At 59.8% G+C, this 16,186-nt stretch carries 14 protein-coding genes; 1 reads left to right on the top strand and 13 read right to left on the bottom strand.

Features of this window, described 5'->3' with window-relative positions; all coding sequences use genetic code 11:
• Positions 1 to 59: 59 nt before the first annotated feature.
• Genes ACOWVD_RS09475 through ACOWVD_RS09465 form a run of 3 tightly spaced genes read right to left on the bottom strand, consistent with a single transcriptional unit; the run spans position 60 to position 3,303 of the window.
• Entirely contained in the window at positions 60 to 1,199 is a 1,140-nt protein-coding gene (locus tag ACOWVD_RS09475; protein WP_421105595.1) for an ABC transporter permease, read from the bottom strand.
• Positions 1,196 to 2,350: an ABC transporter permease gene (locus ACOWVD_RS09470; protein WP_015376418.1), complete on the bottom strand. Its 1,155-nt coding sequence runs from the start codon at positions 2,348 to 2,350 to the stop codon at positions 1,196 to 1,198. The genes ACOWVD_RS09475 and ACOWVD_RS09470 overlap by 4 nt, the downstream gene beginning before the upstream one ends.
• Entirely contained in the window at positions 2,332 to 3,303 is a 972-nt protein-coding gene (locus ACOWVD_RS09465) for an HlyD family secretion protein (RefSeq protein ID WP_004933479.1), read from the bottom strand. Before ACOWVD_RS09465 ends, ACOWVD_RS09470 begins: the two co-directional genes overlap by 19 nt.
• A gap of 231 nt (positions 3,304 to 3,534) precedes the next feature.
• Here ACOWVD_RS09465 and ACOWVD_RS09460 point away from each other — a divergent pair, with 231 nt between their 5' ends.
• Positions 3,535 to 4,548, top strand: a complete 1,014-nt coding sequence (locus tag ACOWVD_RS09460) for a luciferase-like monooxygenase (protein WP_015376417.1) — start codon at positions 3,535 to 3,537, stop codon at positions 4,546 to 4,548.
• Between the two features lie 37 nt (positions 4,549 to 4,585).
• Here ACOWVD_RS09460 and yedF read toward each other — a convergent pair whose 3' ends face one another.
• The 10 genes from yedF to infB form a co-directional block, all read right to left on the bottom strand.
• Positions 4,586 to 4,825, bottom strand: coding sequence for a sulfurtransferase-like selenium metabolism protein YedF (gene yedF, locus ACOWVD_RS09455; protein WP_421105594.1), 240 nt, complete (start codon positions 4,823 to 4,825; stop codon positions 4,586 to 4,588).
• Positions 4,822 to 6,036 (bottom strand): selenium metabolism membrane protein YedE/FdhT, encoded by a 1,215-nt coding sequence (gene yedE, locus ACOWVD_RS09450; protein WP_016929320.1) that lies wholly within the window; start codon positions 6,034 to 6,036, stop codon positions 4,822 to 4,824. The genes yedF and yedE overlap by 4 nt, the downstream gene beginning before the upstream one ends.
• Before the next feature lie 146 nt (positions 6,037 to 6,182).
• Entirely contained in the window at positions 6,183 to 8,105 is a 1,923-nt protein-coding gene (locus ACOWVD_RS09445) for a DEAD/DEAH family ATP-dependent RNA helicase (protein ID WP_004933492.1), read from the bottom strand.
• On the bottom strand, positions 8,095 to 8,169 hold the full coding sequence (gene yrbN, locus ACOWVD_RS09440; protein ID WP_223182019.1) for a protein YrbN: 75 nt from the start codon (positions 8,167 to 8,169) through the stop codon (positions 8,095 to 8,097). Before yrbN ends, ACOWVD_RS09445 begins: the two co-directional genes overlap by 11 nt.
• 122 nt (positions 8,170 to 8,291) lie before the next feature.
• The gene (gene nlpI, locus ACOWVD_RS09435; protein WP_004933495.1) at positions 8,292 to 9,176 is read right to left on the bottom strand and encodes a lipoprotein NlpI; all 885 of its coding nucleotides are present in this window, start codon (positions 9,174 to 9,176) and stop codon (positions 8,292 to 8,294) included.
• A 128-nt stretch (positions 9,177 to 9,304) separates the two neighbouring features.
• Positions 9,305 to 11,422: a polyribonucleotide nucleotidyltransferase gene (gene pnp, locus ACOWVD_RS09430; protein WP_004933498.1), complete on the bottom strand. Its 2,118-nt coding sequence runs from the start codon at positions 11,420 to 11,422 to the stop codon at positions 9,305 to 9,307.
• A gap of 256 nt (positions 11,423 to 11,678) precedes the next feature.
• Complete coding sequence (gene rpsO / locus ACOWVD_RS09425) at positions 11,679 to 11,948, bottom strand: 30S ribosomal protein S15 (RefSeq protein WP_004933502.1); 270 nt, start codon at positions 11,946 to 11,948, stop codon at positions 11,679 to 11,681.
• A gap of 124 nt (positions 11,949 to 12,072) precedes the next feature.
• Positions 12,073 to 13,017 carry a tRNA pseudouridine(55) synthase TruB gene (gene truB, locus ACOWVD_RS09420; RefSeq protein ID WP_044029872.1) on the bottom strand — a complete coding sequence of 315 codons (945 nt, stop codon included), beginning with the start codon at positions 13,015 to 13,017 and terminating at the stop codon, positions 12,073 to 12,075.
• On the bottom strand, positions 13,017 to 13,427 hold the full coding sequence (gene rbfA / locus ACOWVD_RS09415) for a 30S ribosome-binding factor RbfA (protein ID WP_004933508.1): 411 nt from the start codon (positions 13,425 to 13,427) through the stop codon (positions 13,017 to 13,019). Before rbfA ends, truB begins: the two co-directional genes overlap by 1 nt.
• Before the next feature lie 70 nt (positions 13,428 to 13,497).
• Complete coding sequence (gene infB / locus ACOWVD_RS09410) at positions 13,498 to 16,185, bottom strand: translation initiation factor IF-2 (protein WP_004933511.1); 2,688 nt, start codon at positions 16,183 to 16,185, stop codon at positions 13,498 to 13,500.
• Position 16,186: the final 1 nt, after the last annotated feature.

The following is a 16,186-nucleotide window of genomic DNA, read 5'->3' as shown; positions in this document are numbered from 1 at the left end:
TAGACATATCAATAATACGAAATAATAAAGGCGCCGAAAATGGCGCCTTTATTTATCCCCTACGCCCGCCGCTTCCTGAACATCCCGCGCAGCGCCACGCTGTTGCGCAAGAAGCCGACGCCGAAGCCCAGCAGGGTGTAGACCACACCGAGTATCAGCATCATGGCGACGTCGCCCCACACCTCATTCAGCGACAGCCCCATCTGGTTGACGCCGGCGATCGCCTTGGTGCCCCAGGTGGAGGGAATGCTGTACGAGATGGCGCGCACCCAGGCCGGCATCGACTGCAGCGGCCAGATAGTGCCGGACAGGTAGAAGATCGGCGTGGTGATGAACGCCAGCGTCAGATAGATCATCTCGACGCTGCGCAGGCATTCTGTCACCAGCTTGCCCAGCCCCAATACCGCCAGCAGGAACGGGAAGGTCAGCAGCAACAGTTCGGCGATGTTCGCCGTCTGCCGATAGCCCAAGACCCACGGCCACAGCACGAACAGCACGATCGACAGGAACAGCCAGATCGGCAGCAGCGCCGTTAGCCCGCCGAGGTGCGCCGCCAGCGGCGCCTTGCCACCGGGCATGCTCTTCATGGCGATATTGACGCGGATACAGGCGATCAGCAGCGAGTGCTGCAACAGCATCACCAGCAGGCCGGGGAAGATGATCGCCGCAAAGCTGATGCCGGGGTTAAACACGTCCAGCGTTTGCCCCAGTATCGGCGTCAGCAATATCTGCGCCTGCCGTTCGCTGAAGCCGCTGCGCAGCAGCAGCCCGTTGTTGTACTCCGTCAACAACTGCTGGTAGGCCGCCACCACGTCCTGTTGGATCTGGCCGTTGGCCAGGCGGTTGGTGGCGTCGCCGTACATCGGCACCACGATGTTCTGCCCGCTGAGAATTTTCTTCTCCAGATCCACCGGCATGATGAGCACCGCAAACAGCTTGCGCCAGCCGAGATCGCGCTGCGCCTGCTCCAGGCTGTCGTAGGTTTCAATCGCGATCTTGGAGGTTGCGTCCAGTTGGCGGATCAACTGCCGGCTGGCAGTGCTGTGATCCTGATCGATCACGCCCACCGGCAGATCCCAGACCGTGCGGTTGGCGTACACCAGGCTCATGATGCACAGCGACAGGATCAGCATCAGCCACACCGGCCGCTCCAGCATGCCGAGCAGCACCTTAACGAAGGTTTGCCAATAGAGCTTCATCCGGCACTCCCCTCTTTTGCCAGCCGCGCCGGCAGGCGATTGCGCACCAGCAGCGCGGCCACCAGCGGATAGACCGCCAGCAGCGCGCACACGCTGAAGATGGCGCTGGCGTGCACCTGCCGCAGGAACACGTCAAACATCGCGTACAGCGCGTGGGTCAGCGGTTCGATGTTGGAAATGATGCGCGCCGGCAGCGGCATCGACAGCTCAGGCACCGCCATGCCGGAGAAGGTCATCGCGATACTGACCAAAATACCGATCAGGCTGTAGGCGGTGATGGTGCTGCCGGTAAAGGTGTACAGCAGCAGGCCGATACTCTGCGCCGCCATCACATAGAACAGGCCGATCATCAGCATAAACAGCGGGTTGCCGCTGACGCGGGCGTCAAAGATGCCCACCAGCGCCGCGATCTCCACCATCAGCAGGGTGGTGAAACACAGCGTGTACGGCGCCAGCTTGCCGAGCAGCGCCAGGCTGAACGGCTTGGCCTGCAGCAGCGACTTGCTGCGCGCCAGCACATAGATCATGCAGGTCACCGCGAACAGCTGCAGCAGGTGGATGGTGGCGGCGAACTGCTGGTAATAGATATAGCTGCCGCTGGCGTTGAACAGGCTGCCGTAGGAGAGCGTCACGTCCGCCAGCGGCGGCAACGTTTTGCCCATCTCGGTGGCGATGATGCTGCGGGTGCTGGCGTTGATTTCGTTCATCAGGCCGCCGAAGTCCTGGGTGGAGTACAGCCCGGCGCCGTAAAACAGCGCGTTGTAGTACATCACCACGCTCGGCTGTTTGCCCGACAGCGCATTGGCCTCAAAGTCCGGTGGGATATACAGCAACGCGTAATCCTGCGCGCTGCGCAGGCGGCTCAGCGACTCCGGCAGCCCGCCGCCGTATGCCTCGACGTGGGCGTGCGACCCGGCGTCCAGCCGCCGCGTCAGCGATTTGGACAGCGGGCTGTGATCGCTGTCCACCACCGAGACCGGCAGATCGAGCAGCGTGCCTTCGGAGAAGTTGCTGCTGATCAGCGCAAACAGGATCAGCGGAAAGATCCAGCTCAGCCAGTGCACCACCGGGCTGCGAAAGGCGACGCGACACTCTTTGTCGAACGCGTGACTGAAGCAGCGCCAGCCGGCCCTTACTCTTTCCATTGCCATAAGGTGCTCATCCCCGGACGCAGGCCGTCCACCGGCTGTGACGGATACAGGCGCACTTCGAAGGTTTTCAGGTCGAAGTCGCCGGTGGCGCGGGTGGCGCGTTTGGTGGCGTAATCCCCCAGCGGCGCGATGTAGCGCACCTCGGTGTCGATCATTTTGTCCTTCAGCGCCGGCACCCGCAGCTTGACCTTGTCGCCTTTGCGCACGTGGGCCAGGATGTCTTCACGCAGGTTAAACACGAAGTAAGCGTCCGGCACCCGGATCAACGTCACCAGCGGGCTGCCGGCGTTCAGCAATTCGCCCACTTCGGCCGGGATCGGCCCCACTTCGCCGTCCACCGGCGCTTTCACCTGCAGATCGTCGCTCTGCGCCTGGATCTGCAGCAGGTTCTCTTCCGCCGCCCGCAGCGCCGCCGCATATTGCTGCCGCTGCTCGACGCGGTCGCCGTTGATGCCTTCATCCAGGTTGGCCTTGGCGGCCTGCACCTGCTGGAAGGCGGTGTCGCGCGACCGGCGCGAAGCGTCCAGCTCGGACTTCGAGATATAGCCCTTGCCGGCCACGCTCAGGTTACGGTTGTAGTCGTTTTGCGCATTGCGGTACTGCGCCTCGGCCTGCGCCAGGTTGGCGCGCAGGTTGCGGATGCTCTCTTCACGGGTGCCGTGCAGCGACAGCTCGAGCTGCGCTTTGGCCTCGTCGCGCGTCGCCTGCGCGGAACGCAGCTGCGCCATCAGTTCGGGGCTGTCGAGTTGGATGATCAGCTGGCCGCTTTTCACGTCATCGCCGCGTTCGATCAGGCGTTCAACAACCCGGCCTTTCGCCTTGGATGCGACGATCACTTCGGGGGCATCCACTTCACCCTGCAGTAACAGATCCTGATTGTGCGCGCGGAACAGGATCGCCAATGCGATCGCCACCATCATCAGCAACAGGGTAAACAGCGTCTTTTTTTTCATTATATCGGCTCCCGGAACGGTAAGCGGCGGGCGGGGATCATCATTTCCATGTCTCAAATTGCTCCAAAAAACACCATTGCACTCATGAGGATATCACAAGCACATATCTCCTCTTTTATAACTATAAATTGGATTATGCTTTTAACACTAAAAAGCATCTTTTTTCGGCCTTTTAGTATGCAGACTCCTGCAATCGCCCTTTAAGCGATCCACTCTCTGATGGACGATGTCATGACTGAACACACTGCCGTACCGCTTTCGGTACTGGATTTATCGCCAATCCCGCAAGGGGCCAAGGCGCGCGACGCTTTCCACTGTTCGCTGGATCTGGCGCAACACGCCGAACGCTGGGGCTACCAGCGCTACTGGCTGGCCGAGCACCACAACATGACCGGCATCGGCAGCGCCGCCACCTCGGTGCTGCTGGGCTATCTGGCCGCCGGCACCCAGAGCATTCGCCTCGGCTCTGGCGGCGTAATGCTGCCGAACCATGCGCCGCTGGTGATCGCCGAACAGTTCGGCACGCTGGAATCGCTCTACCCCGGCCGCATCGATCTGGGGCTGGGCCGCGCGCCCGGCACCGATCAACGCACCATGATGGCGCTGCGCCGCCACCTGTCCGGCGATGTGGATACCTTCCCGCGCGACGTGCAGGAACTGCAAAACTACTTCTGCGACGCGCAGCCCGGCCAGCCGGTGCAGGCGGTGCCGGGCCAGGGGCTGCATGTGCCGCTCTGGCTGCTCGGCTCCAGCCTCTACAGCGCACAGCTGGCGGCGCAGCTCGGCCTGCCGTTCGCCTTCGCTTCGCACTTCGCTCCGGATATGCTGTTCCAGGCGCTGCAGCTGTACCGCGAGAACTTCAAACCCTCCAAACAGCTGGCGCAGCCGCACGCCATGGTGTGCGTCAACGTGATCGCCGCCGACAGCGACCGCGATGCGCGCTTCCTGTTCAGCTCGATGCAGCAGCAGTTCATCAATCTGCGCCGCGGTTCGCCCGGCCCGCTGCCGCCGCCGGTGGATAACATCCACGCGCTGTGGAGCGCCGGTGAGCAATACGGCGTCGAACAGGCGCTGCGGATGTCGATCGTCGGCGATGAAAAAACGGTGCGTCACGGGCTGCAAACGCTGCTGCGTGAAACCGATGCCGACGAGATCATGGTCAACGGCCAGATCTTCGATCATCAGGCGCGGCTGCGTTCGTTCGAGATCGTCGCCGGCGTGAAAGGCGACATCGTGAAGGGCTAAAAAGCGAAAAGGCGGTGGGAACCCCACCGCCTCGGCGTTAACGCTGGATCAGATAGCGGATGGTCGGCCCGTCCTGCTGGATATCCAGCACCTTGTAGCCGTGGTTGCGCGCATCGAGCGGGATGTTGTTGATCGACTGCGGGCAATCACTGATCACCTCCAGGATCTCCCCCGGCTTCAGATGCGGCATCGCCTCCAGCGTCGCCACCGCCGGGTACGGACAAGGCTCGCCCAGCATGTCCAGCCGGTAGTCCGGCACTATCGTCGTCTCTTTCATGGCATGCTCCTCAAATTCACCACCTGCGCCTCAGGCCGGGCGCGGAAAAAGCGTTTCTCCCACCACAGCATGGCGGCGAAGGCCAGCGCCAGCAGCAGGTAAGTCACCAGCAGGCCGCCGATCGGGCCGAAGGTATCGAGCAGGTTGATCTTGTCGTAGTCGGTCGCCAGCGCCGGCGCCAGGTCGTCCCAGTAATAGGCCAGCAGCGTAGCGCCGATGATGTTGCCCAGCCCCACCCACCAGTAATGCACCTGCCCTTCCACGGCGCGGTACATCCAACCGGTCTCGCAGCCGCCGGCCAGCACGATGCCGAAGCCGAACAGCAAACCGCCCAGCACCGCATTCGGGCCGGCCCACATGATCTTCGGCGCCACGCCGAGCTGCACATAGCTGAAGATGCCGATGGCGCTCACCGCCATGCCGATGATGATGGCTTTCGCCATGTGGGTGCGACCGGTGATCCACAGATCGCGGAACGCCGAAGTGAAGCAGATCTGCGCGCGCTCGATCAGCAGGCCAAAGCCGATGCCGAACAGCATGGCGATGCCGAGCTTCGGCGCATCGAACAGCGTCCACAGCGACCAGGCCACCGCCAGGCCGAAGACGGCCATGCCCAACCGGAAGCGACGGCGCGCCTGCTCAGGCTTCTGCGTCAGCGGCGCGGCGGCCTTCACCTTTTGCAATTTGACCGGAATGCGGAACATCGGCAGCAGCGTGAATTTGGCGCCGAAGTAGGAGCCGGCGGCGGTCGCCAGCGCGAAGAACCAGGCGTGCAACGAGAACTGAGGAATGCCGGTGAAGAACGCCGCCAGGTTGCAGCCCATCGCCAGGCGTGCGCCGAAGCCGGCGATGATGCCGCCCAGCAACGCCTGCACGATGCGAATGCGGTGCTGCGGCTGACGCAGTTTGATGTTGTTGGCCCACAGCGCGGCGGCGATACAGCCGGCGAACATGCCGATGATCATCCGCCCGTCGATGCGCTCCAGCGGCGTGCCCTGCAGGCCGATGACCTTGAAATAGCCCCACTGCTCGGGGTGCAGGCCGAACCACTGCAGCACATGGCCGCCCCAGCGGGTGAACTCGCCGGTCACCGCCCAGAAGGTGCCGGTCATGCCGAAGTAGTAGGTAGAAAGGATCCCGGCGGCGATCACCGCCGGCAGCGGCGCCCAAAAGCGCACCAGGTATTGAGATTTAAACTGCTGCCAACTCATGGCATCTCCCGTGCATATCATCCGTAAGAAAAAACCTTATGAATGATACGCCATTCAGGGGCGTTTGACGGCAACTTTCAGGCATAAAAAAACCAGCCCGCAGGCTGGTTTTTCAGAGCGCTTCACCGCGAACGGCGAATCAGCGATTACGCGTCGCCGAAACGACGACGTGGTGCTGCCGGTGCGCCGTCATCACGGCGTGGCGCCGGCTTGCCGTCACGGTTGTAGTTACCGCCACGACGCTCGCCGCCGTTGCCGCCTTCACGACGTTCGCCGAAGGAGCGACGTGGGCCGCCTTCGCGACGTTCGCCGTTGAACGGACGACCGTTGCCGCGACGCTCGCCGCCGTTGCCACCGTCACGACGCTCGCGACGTTCGAACGGCTGCGCATCGCCCAGCAGCTGCATGTTCATCGGCTTGTTCAGGATGCGAGTGCGAGTGAAGTGATTCAGGATCTCGCCCGGCATGCCTTTTGGCAGCTCGATGGTGGAGTGGGAAGCGAACAGCTTGATGTTGCCGATGTAACGGCTGCTGATGTCGCCTTCGTTAGCGATAGCGCCAACGATGTGACGCACTTCTACGCCATCGTCACGGCCCACTTCGATGCGGTACAGCTGCATTTCGCCAACGTCACGACGTTCGCGACGCGGACGATCGCCGTCACGGCTGTCACGACGGTCGCCACGGTCACCGCGACGATCGTCACGGTCGTTGAACTCGCGGCGCTGACGTGGCTTGAAGACCGGATCCGGCGGCAGGATCAGCGGACGTTCGCCCTGAGCCATTTTCAGCAGCGCGGCGGCCAGGGTTTCCATATCCAGCTCTTCTTCCGGCTGCAGTTTGGTCAGCAGTGCGCGATACAGGTCCAGATCGCTGCTTTCCAGCTGCTGCTGAACTTTCGCCGCGAACTTGGCCAGACGACGCTCGCCCAGCAGTTCTGCGTTCGGCAGTTCCACTTCAGGGATGGTCAGCTTCATGGTGCGTTCGATGTTGCGCAGCAGGCGGCGTTCGCGGTTTTCCACGAACAGCAGCGCGCGGCCGGCGCGGCCCGCACGACCGGTACGGCCGATACGGTGAACGTAAGACTCGGAGTCCATCGGGATGTCGTAGTTGACAACCAGGCTGATGCGCTCAACGTCCAGGCCACGGGCCGCAACGTCGGTCGCGATCAGGATATCCAGACGACCGTCTTTCAGACGCTCCAGAGTCTGCTCACGCAGCGCCTGGTTCATGTCGCCGTTCAGCGCGGCGCTGCTGTAACCGCTGCGCTCCAGCGCTTCGGCCACTTCCAGGGTCGCATTCTTGGTACGGACGAAGATGATCGCCGCGTCAAAGTCTTCGGCTTCCAGGAAACGCACCAGCGCTTCGTTTTTACGCATGCCGTAGACCGACCAGTAGCTCTGGCTGATGTCCGGACGGGTAGTCACGCTGGATTGGATGCGCACTTCCTGCGGCTCTTTCATGAAGCGGCGGGTAATGCGACGGATCGCTTCCGGCATGGTGGCGGAGAACAGCGCGGTCTGATGTTCAGCCGGGATCTCAGCCATGATGGTTTCTACGTCTTCGATAAAGCCCATGCGCAGCATTTCGTCGGCTTCATCCAGCACCAAACCGCTCAGGTTGGAGAGGTTCAGGGTGCCGCGCTTCAGGTGGTCCAGCAGACGGCCTGGGGTACCCACAACGATTTGCGGGCCCTGGCGCAGAGCGCGCAGCTGCACGTCGTAACGCTGGCCGCCGTACAGGGCTACCACGTTGACGCCGTTCATGTGTTTGGAGAAATCGGTCATCGCTTCAGCAACCTGAACCGCCAGTTCGCGGGTCGGCGCCAGCACCAGGATCTGAGGTGCTTTCAGGTCTGCCTGCAGGTTGTGCAGCAGCGGCAGCGAGAACGCTGCAGTTTTACCACTACCGGTCTGCGCCATGCCCAGCACGTCGCGGCCGTTCAACAGGTGAGGAATACACTCAGCCTGGATCGGAGATGGTTTTTCATAGCCCAGATCGTTCAGGGCGGAAATGATTGGAGCAGACAGCCCCAGATCGGCAAAAGAGGTTTCAAACTCAGTCGTCATGTACACGTGCCTCATTAATAATGGCAGCCAGTCTACATAACTCGTCGAGAAAATTTTCAGTCATTTTCATTGAAAAGTGTGAACCGGCTCAAATTAGATTATAAAACGAACAAAAAAGCCCTCGCCCGTTAAGGCGATAACTTTGGTTAAAAACCAATGTCCATCAGGCTGATAGGTGTTCGTCAGCTATTGCTGGTCCGATTCCGATAGGTCGTCTTGCTCTTGGCCCAAAAGCGCCAATTCCAACAATGCATAGCGGTGCTCAACGAAGTTGTGAACGTTGTTAGACACCGTCAGTTTGAACAGCGCCGAAGCGGTGTCCTTGTCCCCCAGACTCAGGTAGTGTTTACCCAAATAGAAGTCAGTTTCACTGAGATGCTCAGCGAGCGAAGTGTTATCCGTTGCATCTGCCTTGAGGCGTTCCATCAGCGTTTTTTCGCTGATCTTGCCCAGGTAGAATTCGACAATATTCCATCCCCATTGCCCTCTGTCCGCTTTGTCATAGCGCTGCTGAAGCGCTACCTCGGCCTTCTTGGGATCGATTTCTCGCTCCACCAGATACAGCCATAACGAACGGAAGGGATCGTTTGGGTCGTCTTGATAAAACGCCTGCAGATCATCCTGCGCCAACGGGAAGCGGCCGCCATAATACAGTGCGATGCCCCGGTTTAAACGCGCGTAATTGTAAGTTGGATCAAGCTCTAGTACAGAATCAAACGCTTCATAGGCAGCATCAAAATTGCCTGCCTGCGTTAAGTAAATGCCCAGGTAGTTGAAAACTTCCGGCATGTCGGGACGTATCGCCAGCGCCTGCGAGAAATCATTGCGCGCTAATGCACGTAACCCGAGGCTATCATACAGCACACCGCGCTCATATAAAAGCTGTGCGCGTTCGTCATCCGTCAGTGCCCGGCTGGCAAGAATTTGTTCCATGCGCGCCAGGATCACTTCCTGCTGCAACGTAGGCTGCAACGGGATTGCCAAAACTTCGTCTTTACGCCAATCATGGTTGCTGCATCCTGCCAGCATGAGTGCTGTCGCAACGTAACACCAGCGCAAGAAAGGCTTCATTTCCCACTCCCGAAGACAAACATTGGATGAACGTCCTGTCCTCCGTTTGCTAAAACGCGGGCATCCTACCCGCGCGATACGAACAGCCCCCAACCCCGTGGCGGGGAGCTGTAAAACTATCTATACAGTTATTCTGCTTCAGGCGCAGGTGAACCTGCTTCCGGCGCCATCGCTTCTTTGATGCTCAGACGCACGCGGCCCTGACGGTCAACTTCCAGTACCTTAACCGGCACTTCCTGACCCATCTGCAGATAGTCGGTCACTTTCTCAACGCGCTTGTCGGCGATCTGAGAAATGTGCACCAGACCTTCTTTACCACCGCCGATAGCGACGAATGCGCCGAAATCAACGATACGGGTCACTTTACCCTGGTAGATACGGCCCACTTCGATCTCTGCCGTGATCTCTTCGATGCGACGGATAGCGAATTTCGCTTTCTCACCGTCGGTCGCAGCGATTTTAACTGTACCATCATCTTCGATTTCGATGGTAGTGCCAGTCTCTTCGGTCAGTGCGCGGATAACGGAACCGCCCTTACCGATCACGTCTTTGATTTTATCCGGGTTGATGCGGATAGTATGAATACGCGGTGCGAATTCGGAGATATCGCCGCGCGGAGTGCTGATAGCCTGTTCCATTACGCCCAGGATGTGCAGACGCGCGCCCTTGGCCTGGTTCAGAGCCACCTGCATGATTTCGCGGGTGATGCCTTCGATTTTGATGTCCATCTGCAGCGCGGTGATACCGTCGCGGCTACCGGCCACTTTGAAGTCCATGTCGCCCAGGTGATCTTCGTCACCCAGAATGTCGGACAGAACCACGTAGTTGTCGGCTTCTTTCACCAGGCCCATCGCGATACCCGCAACGGCAGCCTTGATTGGCACACCGGCGTCCATCAGCGCCAGAGACGCGCCGCACACGGAAGCCATGGAAGAAGAACCGTTGGATTCGGTGATTTCAGACACCACGCGAACCGTGTACGGGAAATCTTCCGGTTTAGGCATCATAGCCAATACGCCGCGTTTCGCCAGGCGACCGTGACCGATTTCACGACGCTTAGGAGAACCGACCATGCCGGTTTCGCCTACGGAGTACGGAGGGAAGTTGTAGTGGAACAGGAAGCTGTCGGTCTTCTCGCCCATCAGCTCGTCCAGGTTCTGGGCGTCGCGCGCGGTGCCCAGGGTCGCGGTAACCAGCGCCTGAGTTTCGCCACGGGTGAACAGCGCGGAACCGTGGGTGCGCGGCAGTACGCCGGTGCGCACGTCCAGGCCACGGATCATGTCTTTTTCACGGCCGTCGATACGCGGCTCGCCACGCAGTACGCGGCTGCGCACCACGTTTTTCTCCAGGTTGCCCAGGATGTCCTGGATCTCACCGGCGTCCAGCGTTTCGTCCTGCGCCAGCAGGGTTTCAACCACGCTGTCTTTGATCGCGTCAACCTGAGCGTAACGCTCTTGTTTTTCGGTGATGTGGTAAGCGTCGCCCAGGCGAGCTTCGGCCAGTTCAGCCACGCGCGCGTGCAGCGCTTCGTTGACCGCAGGCGCCTGCCAATCCCACTTCGGTTTGCCGGCTTCGGCAACCAGCGCGTTGATATTTTCGATAACCACTTGCTGCTGGTCGTGGCCGAACACCACGGCGCCCAGCATCTGATCTTCGCTCAGCACGTCCGCTTCGGATTCAACCATCAGCACCGCACCGGCAGTACCGGCAACCACCAGATCCAGACGGCTTTCTTTCAGCTCGTCGGTCGTCGGGTTCAGCACGTACTGGTCGTTGATGTAACCCACGCGCGCGGCGCCGATTGGGCCGTTGAACGGAATACCGGACAGGCTCAGGGCCGCGGAAGCACCGATCATCGCAACGATGTCCGGGTTCACCTGCGGGTTAACGGAAACCACGGTCGCGATCACCTGAACTTCGTTCAGGAAGCTGTCCGGGAACAGTGGGCGGATCGGGCGGTCGATCAGACGGGAAGTCAGCGTCTCGCCTTCGCTCGGACGGCCTTCGCGACGGAAGAAGCTGCCCGGGATACGGCCGGCGGCGTAGGTACGCTCTTGGTAGTTAACAGTCAGCGGGAAGAAGCTCTGGCCCGGCTTGGCTTTTTTCTGGCCAACGACGGTAACGAATACGGCGGTGTCATCCATGCTCACCATAACGGCGGCGGTGGCCTGACGAGCCATCATACCGGTTTCGATGGTGACGGTATGCTGGCCATACTGGAATTTGCGAATGATCGGTGTCAGCAAAATTATATCCTTGATTAGCGGCGCGCAATCGCATTGACGACTCGACACGCCTGTGACTCGATTTGCCTTCTCACTACATCCTCGCGACTAATGACAATCCTTATCTCAGGCGGGAGATAAAGCCTCTCATTAGCCGCGCGAACCTCTGTAACGGAAGAACCTGTTTGGAAACATCAGTAATACATTAACCTGATTTGCTTATGCTTCCTAGAAGAAAGGGGCCAAAATAGGCCCCTTTCCACTGAAACTTGCTAGATTAGCGACGCAGACCCAGACGCTCGATCAGGCTGGTGTAACGTGCTACATCTTTACGCTTCAGGTAGTCCAGCAGCTTACGACGCTGAGAAACCATACGCAGCAGACCACGACGGCTGTGGTGATCTTTTTTGTGCTCGGAGAAGTGGCCTTGCAGATGGTTGATCTGCGCAGTCAGCAGGGCAACCTGAACTTCGGTAGAACCGCTGTCGTTAGTACCACGACCGAAATCAGCTACGATTTGAGCTTTAGCTTCAACACTTAGAGACATTGTAATACTCCAGATTATAGATAATAAAAACAGGCGCCGATCTCTAATTCAGCAACCCAATGCATAAGCTGCGCCATTCTACTCTTAGCGCAGTGCGATCGCAAGGCGACGCAGTGCCCCGCCGTCAGTCGAAATGTTCGACCACCAGGCGGCGCGGCGCCACGCGACCATCCTCGGCGATGTCGCCAACGCCGATGAATTTCCGCTCTTCACCCTCGGTGATACGCACCATGCCGGAAGCCGGCGCGCCGGCCACCTGCACCGGTTGCCCCTGCTTGACGTAGCCCGCCACCACCGGCAGCAAATTCACTTCCGGATAGTTCTCAACCGGGCTGTCCATCGGCATCAGCAGCGGATCGAGCAGCTCGCCGGGCGCGATCGCCTGTTCCTGCGCCTGCGCCAGCTTGGCGTTCAGCTGTTCCAGCGTCACCATGCGCGCGATCGGGTAAGTCGCCACCTGCAGGCGGCGCAGATAGATCACGTGCGCGCCGCAGCCCAGCAGCTCGCCGAGATCGTCGGTGATGGTGCGGATGTAGGTACCTTTCGAGCAGTGGATCTCCAGCTCCAGCTCATCCCCTTCCCAGCGGATAAACTGCAGCTCGTACACCGTGATGCTGCGCGCTTCGCGCGGCACTTCAATCCCCTGGCGCGCATACTCGTAGAGTTTCTTGCCCTGGTATTTCAGCGCCGAATACATCGACGGCACCTGCTGGATGTCACCGCGGAAGGTGTCCAGCGCCGCGTCGAGCTGCGCCTGGGTAAAGTTCACCGGGCGCTCCTGCACGATCTGACCGTCGGCGTCCGAGGTATCGGTACGCTGCCCCAGCTTGGCGATCACCCGATAACGCTTGTCGGAATCGAGCAGATATTGCGAAAACTTGGTCGCTTCACCCAGGCAGATAGGCAGCATGCCGGTCGCCAACGGATCGAGCGCGCCGGTGTGACCCGCTCGGTTGGCGTTGTACAGGCGCTTTACTTTTTGCAGCGCATCGTTGGACGACAAACCCTGCGGCTTGTCCAGCAACAGCACGCCGTGGATATCACGGCCGCGGCGACGAGGGCGACTCATCAGTCCTCCTTGTCATCGCCTGAGGCGGAACGGCGCTCGGCGTCGTTCTTCACCACGTTGGTCACCAGGTTGGACATGCGCATGCCTTCCACCAGGGAGTTGTCGTAGGCGAAGGTCAGCTCCGGCACCACGCGCAGGCGCATCGCTTTGCCCAGCAGAGTGCGGATGTAACCGGAAGCGTCCTGCAACGCTTTGATGCCGTTGGTGACCAGATCCGGATCGTGGTTCTCGGTCAGCACGTTCAGGAAGGTGACGTAAACCTTGGCGTACGCCAGGTCACGGGACACTTCCACGCCGGAAACGGTCGCCATGCCGACGCGCGGATCTTTCACTTCACGCTGCAGAATGATCGCAATCTCTTTCTGCATCTCTTGCGCCACGCGTTGACCGCGGCTGAATTCTTTTGCCATTTTGGATTCTCCAGACAAATCGGGGGGCACAAAGGCCCCCCGTAAACAGATATAAGCAGATGTGCAATCGTTAAGCGATGGTGCGTTGGATCTCAATGATTTCGAACACTTCGATCATGTCGCCGACGCGCACGTCGTTATAGTTCTTAACGCCGATACCACATTCCATGCCGTTACGGACTTCGTTAACGTCATCTTTGAAGCGGCGCAGGGATTCCAGCTCGCCTTCATAGATAACCACGTTGTCGCGCAGTACGCGGATTGGGTTGTGACGCTTGATGGTCCCTTCGGTAACCATACAGCCGGCGATAGCGCCGAACTTAGGCGATTTGAACACGTCGCGCACTTCGGCCAGGCCGATGATCTGCTGCTTGTATTCCGGCGCCAGCATGCCGCTCATCGCCTGCTTCACTTCGTCGATCAGGTTATAGATCACGGAGTAGTAACGCAGATCCAGGCTTTCCGCTTCGATCACGCGGCGCGCAGAAGCGTCGGCACGCACGTTGAAGCCCAGGATGATGGCGTTGGAAGCCGCCGCCAGCGTCGCGTCGGTTTCGGTGATACCACCTACGCCGGAGCCGACAATCTTCACCTTCACTTCGTCGGTGGAGAGTTTCAGCAGCGAGTCGCTGATCGCTTCGCAAGAACCCTGTACGTCGGATTTCAGTACGATGTTCAGCTCGGACACTTCGCCGTCGGTCATGTTGGCGAACATGTTTTCCAGCTTGGACTTCTGCTGACGCGCCAGTTTGACTTCGCGGAACTTGCCCTGACGATACAGCGCCACTTCACGCGCTTTCTTCTCGTCACGCACCACGGTCGCTTCGTCACCCGCTGCAGGCACGCTGGACAGACCCAGGATTTCCACAGGGATAGACGGACCGGCGGAGGTCACTTCACGACCCAGCTCGTCGCGCATCGCACGCACACGGCCGTATTCGAAGCCGCACAGGACGATATCGCCCTTGTTCAGCGTACCTTCCTGAACCAGCACGGTAGCCACCGGGCCACGGCCTTTATCCAGGAAGGACTCGATCACTACGCCGCTCGCCATGCCGCTGCGTACCGCTTTCAGCTCCAGAACTTCGGCCTGCAGCAGGATAGCCTGCAGCAGCTCGTCGATACCGGTACCGGCTTTCGCGGACACGTGGACGAACTGCGCTTCGCCGCCCCACTCTTCCGGCATCACGCCGTACTGGGACAGTTCCTGCTTAACGCGGTCCGGATCGGCTTCCGGCTTGTCGATTTTGTTCACCGCAACCACCAACGGCACCTGCGCCGCTTTCGCGTGCTGGATAGCTTCGATGGTTTGTGGCATCACGCCGTCGTCGGCCGCCACCACCAGAACCACGATGTCAGTCGCCTGAGCACCGCGAGCACGCATCGAGGTAAACGCGGCGTGGCCCGGGGTGTCCAGGAAGGTGATCATGCCGTTCTCGGTTTCTACGTGGTAGGCACCGATGTGCTGGGTAATGCCGCCGGCTTCGCCCGCCGCCACTTTGGTGGAGCGGATGTAGTCCAGCAGAGAGGTTTTACCGTGGTCAACGTGGCCCATGATGGTCACGACCGGCGCGCGCGGCTCGGCCGCAGCGCCCGTATCACGGTCGCTCATCAGCGCTTCTTCCAGCTCGTTTTCACGACGCAGGATAACTTTGTGGCCCATCTCTTCGGCAACCAGCTGTGCGGTTTCCTGGTCGATAACCTGGTTGATGGTGGCCATGGCGCCCAGCTTCATCATCACTTTGATGACCTGAGAACCTTTTACCGCCATCTTGTTGGCCAGCTCGGCCACGGTGATGGTTTCACCGATCACCACGTCGCGGTTAACCACCTGCGCCGGCTTGTTGAAGCCCTGCTGCAGAGCGCTAGGCTTGCGTTTGCCTTTACCACCACGGGTAACGGCGCGCGCTTCTTCGCGATCCGCTTTGGATTCGGACAGCTTGTTGCCTTTCTTCTGCTTGGTGGCTTTGCCGCCGCGGGTGCGGCTGCGACGATCGCCTTCAACTTTGGCGTCGTTTTCATCTTCCGCGGCACGGGCGTGCTGAGAGGTGGTCACGTGATAGTCGGCGCTTTCAACCGCGGCGCTTGCCGCGTCTGCCTGGGCCCACTTCTCGCCGTTCTCTTCGGCCATGCGACGGGCTTCTTCCGCCACGCGCTTGGCTTCCTCTTCAACCTTGCGGCGCACTTCCTCTTCCGCTTTACGTTTCAGTTCAGCGGCTTCGGCTTCACGGCGTGCTTTTTCCGCCTGAGCTGGCTTGGTCATTTCGTCGGTATGTTGATTGGTCACTTTTTCTTTTTCCGCTGAATTACGCTTAGCAATCTCCGCGGCCTCACGTTTGGCTTGCTCTTCGGCTGCGCGCTTCGCTTCCGCTTCGCGTTTTGCGAGCTCTTCCGCTTCGCGCCGTGCCTGCTCTTCCGCTTCACGCTGTGCCTGCTCTGCCGCTTCAGCCAACTGGGCTTCCTGCGTATCGCGATTTACATAAGTGCGTTTCTTGCGGACCTCAATTTGCACCGATTTACTTTTACCGCCGGTGCTCGGGATATTCAAGGTGCTGCGCGTTTTGCGCTGCAAAGTGAGTTTACCCGGCGCGCTGCCGTGTTCACGGTTCAGGTGCGCCAGCAATGTTTCTTTTTCTTGCTGGGTAACAGAGTCCGACTCGGACTTGTTGATCCCTGCATCAGCAAACTGCTGTACCAGGCGATCAACCGGAGTCTGAATCTCTGCTGCCAGCGATTTTACGGTTACATCTGTCGTCATG

It is taken from the genome of Serratia sp. SA088 (assembly GCF_049065515.1).
Taxonomy (GTDB): domain Bacteria; phylum Pseudomonadota; class Gammaproteobacteria; order Enterobacterales; family Enterobacteriaceae; genus Serratia; species Serratia nematodiphila.
The sequence above is the reverse complement of the archived record's forward strand: the minus strand, read 5'-3'. Positions and strand labels throughout refer to the sequence as shown.